This is a genomic window from Streptomyces sp. NPDC001002, from assembly GCF_053599215.1.
In genome coordinates this window covers 1-3,266 of sequence record NZ_JBSFLV010000294.1, presented here as the reverse complement: position 1 = coordinate 3,266, position 3,266 = coordinate 1, and the positions used below count along the sequence as shown (strand labels likewise).

Here is a 3,266-nt window from a genome sequence, read left to right as displayed (position 1 = left end):
GTCAGCTTCAGGTACTTGATGGTCTCGGCGTCGATCGGGAAGATCGCGGCGGTGGGTGTCGTAGGCGCTCTCCCGTCCGCCTACGCAGCCGGCGCGGGCTGCGAGAGCCAGTCTGGCAGCGCCGCGAAGTCGTCGTTACCCAGCGACAACAGCATCGCGTCCGCGGGCGTCGGCTCGAACGGCGGCCGCAGCAGCGGCATCTGAGCCTGCTCCGGAGTCCGGTTCGCCTTGCGGTGGTTGTCCTCCGCGCACGAGGCCACCGTGTTCAGCCAGGTGTCCTGTCCGCCCTGCGACCGCGGCACCACGTGGTCCACGGTCGTCGCGCGCCTGCCGCAGTACGCGCACTTGTGCCGGTCCCTGACCAGCACACCCCGCCTCGACCACGGAGCTTGTCTTCGGAACGGGACCCTCACATACCTGCACAGCCGGATCACCCGGGGGGCCGGTATGTCAACCGCCGCTCCGCGCATGCGCAGTTCGGGGTGGGCCTGCTCGACGACGGCCTTGTCCTGCAGCACCAGGACAACGGCTCGGTTCAACGTCACCGTGGACAGCGGCTCGAAGCTCGCGTTCAGCACCAGCGTGTCCCGCATCCAGCCCACCTCCTTCGTGCACCTGGCCCACCCCCTGGCGGGCTTGGATCAACTTTGGACGGGCGCGCCGAGATGGACAACGCAATAAAAAATGCCCGCCTCTGATCACTTCCAAGACCAGAGGCGGGCAAACGTTCAGTGAATCTCAGACTTCGGCAGGAACCTCGTACTCGCCGATCAGCTGAGCGCGCGCGATCGCGTGGAACCGCAGATTGAAACCGACGAAAGCGGGAGAGGCATCGGCGTCCGGGCCGAGCTTCTCCTGATCCACGGCGTACACCGTGAACACATACCGGTGCGGCCCGTCCCCGGGCGGCGGAGCGGCACCGCCGAAGTCCTTGCTCCCGTAGTCGTTGCGCGCCTGCACGGCACCCTCAGGAAGACCCTCGAACTTGCCGCTGCCCGCACCCACGGGAAGCTCGGTGACCGAGGCCGGGATGTCGAACACGACCCAGTGCCAGAACCCGCTGCCCGTCGGGGCGTCCGGGTCGTAGCAGGTCACGGCGAAGCTCTTGGTCCCCTCCGGGAAGCCCTCCCACCGCAGTTGCGGCGAGATGTTGCCGGCCGCGTAGACCTGGGCGTCCTTGAGCGTCCCGCCCTCCTCGACGTCCTCGCTCGTCACACCGAACGACGGAACGGGCGGGTGGAAGTCATGGGGGAGCGGCCGCCGCTTGAGCTCGGTCACCTCGGTACCTCCTGCATCGATTACTGGAATCAGCAGTTCCGAGCCTAGAACCAGTTGCGCTTGCTGCCGACCTCGGACAGCCACTGATTGAGGTACCCGACCCAGTCGGTGCCGTGGAAGTCGTGCAGACCGACCTGGAAGGACCGGAACGTGTCACTGCCCTCACTGAACAGTCCCGGCTTCTTGTCCATTTCCAGGATGACGTCCATGGCCTGCGCGTCCGCCACGAAGCTCAGCTCGACCTGGTTCAGCCCGCGGTACTGCGACGGCGGGAAGAACTCGATCTCCTGGTAGAACGGCAGCGACTGCCGCGTACCCCGGATGTGCCCGCGCTCCATGTCCGCGTTCTTGAAGCGGAAGCCCAGCTGGATGAAGGCGTCCAGAATCGCCTTCTGCGCCGGCAGCGGGTGCACGCTGATCGGGTCCAGGTCACCGGAGTCGATGGCCCGCGCGATCGCCAGCTCGGTCGTCACACCGATGTTCATCCCGCGCAGCGGCTGCCCGTCGATCGTCGTGATCGGCGTCTCCCACGGGATCTCCAGACCGAACGGCACCGCGTGCACGGCCCCGGCCTGCAGCTCGAAGGCCCCACCGAGCCGCACCTTGGTGAACTCGATGTTCTGCTTGTACTCCTCGTCGCCGCTCTCGACCTCGACCTTGGCCTGCAGCCCCACGGACAGGCCCTCGATGTTCTGGTTCACGGACCCGCCCTGGATCCGCACCTCACCCTGGACGACGCCGCCCGGCACGACGTTGACCTCGGTCAGCACCGTCTCGACCGAAGCTCCGCCGGCCCCCAGGCTCGCGAGCAGCTTCTTGAACGCCATGTCTCTCCCTAAGTACATGTGGGCCTTTGACCCCTACAAACGCGATACGGGCCCGACCGGTTCCGCGCCCACACCCTGGCAAGCCGACGACCCCTTGACCACCCCTTGGCCAAGACCGGTCTGGACTACGCTCGGACGCCATGATCGCGCCACCGGACGCTACGCCACTGCCCCGACACTTCTTCGACCGCCCCGTTCTCGAGGTCGCCCCCGACCTCCTCGGCCGCGTCCTCGTCCGTACGACCCCGGACGGCCCGATCCGCGTCCGCCTGACGGAGGTCGAGGCGTACGACGGTCCGAACGACCCCGGCTCCCACGCCTATCGCGGTCGCACGCCCCGCAATGACGTGATGTTCGGTCCGCCCGGCCACGTGTACGTCTACTTCACATACGGCATGTGGTTCTGCATGAACCTGGTCTGCGGCCCCGAGGGCAACCCGAGCGGGATCCTGCTGCGCGCCGGCGAGGTCGTGGAGGGCGCCGAGCTCGCCCGTAAACGTCGACTCTCGGCCCGAAATGACAAGGAACTGGCCAAAGGACCCGCACGCCTGGCCACCGCCCTGGACGTGACCCGCGACCTGGACGGCACGGACGCGTGCGCGACCGGCGACACCCCGCTCCGCATCCTGACGGGCACCCCGGTACCGCCCGACCAGGTACGCAACGGTCCCCGCACCGGAGTCTCCGGCGACGGAGCCGTCCAGCCCTGGCGCTACTGGGTCGCCAACGACCCGACGGTGAGCCCGTATCGGGCCCATGCACCAAGACGTCGCTCAAGTTGACTCGTTCTTGGAACGTGCGTAACGTAGCTCCAGCCGCTTGAACCGGGTACGGCAATCGCCAGCAGCCGGAAGCGGCCAACCACTACCTACGACTTCCCCTGGCGGGGTCGAATTTGGCGTGCCTGCATGCCTGAATTCGAACTCGCGGAACTCGATTATGAGTTGCCGAGGGAATCGGCTAACGTAGTGAATGTCGAAAGGCCCCGCCGACCGGGAAAAGACGCCGAAAGGGTCTGATAGAGTCGGAAACGCAAGACCGAAGGGAAGCGCCCGGAGGAAAGCCCCAGAGAATGTTCTGCGGGTGAGTACAAAGGAAGCGGCCGTTCCTTGAGAACTCAACAGCGTGCCAAAAGTCAACGCCAGATATGTTGATACCCCG

General features: G+C 66.4%; 4 protein-coding genes. 1 reads left to right on the top strand and 3 read right to left on the bottom strand.

The annotated features are described in order from the left end of the window. Positions 1–80: 80 nt before the first annotated feature. The 3 genes from ACWDR3_RS47535 to ACWDR3_RS47525 form a co-directional block, all read right to left on the bottom strand. Complete coding sequence (locus ACWDR3_RS47535; protein WP_450358914.1) at positions 81–593, bottom strand: HNH endonuclease; 513 nt, start codon at positions 591–593, stop codon at positions 81–83. Between the two features lie 145 nt (positions 594–738). Next, a complete protein-coding gene (locus ACWDR3_RS47530) occupies positions 739–1,278 on the bottom strand; it encodes a YbhB/YbcL family Raf kinase inhibitor-like protein (RefSeq protein WP_450358913.1) in 540 nt (179 codons plus the stop codon). Between the two features lie 44 nt (positions 1,279–1,322). Further along, entirely contained in the window at positions 1,323–2,105 is a 783-nt protein-coding gene (locus ACWDR3_RS47525) for a sporulation protein (protein ID WP_402346789.1), read from the bottom strand. 140 nt (positions 2,106–2,245) lie between these two features. On the opposite strand from ACWDR3_RS47525, the gene ACWDR3_RS47520 reads away from it, so the two are divergent. Continuing rightward, a complete protein-coding gene (locus ACWDR3_RS47520) occupies positions 2,246–2,887 on the top strand; it encodes a DNA-3-methyladenine glycosylase (protein WP_450358912.1) in 642 nt (213 codons plus the stop codon). Positions 2,888–3,266 lie beyond the last annotated feature (379 nt).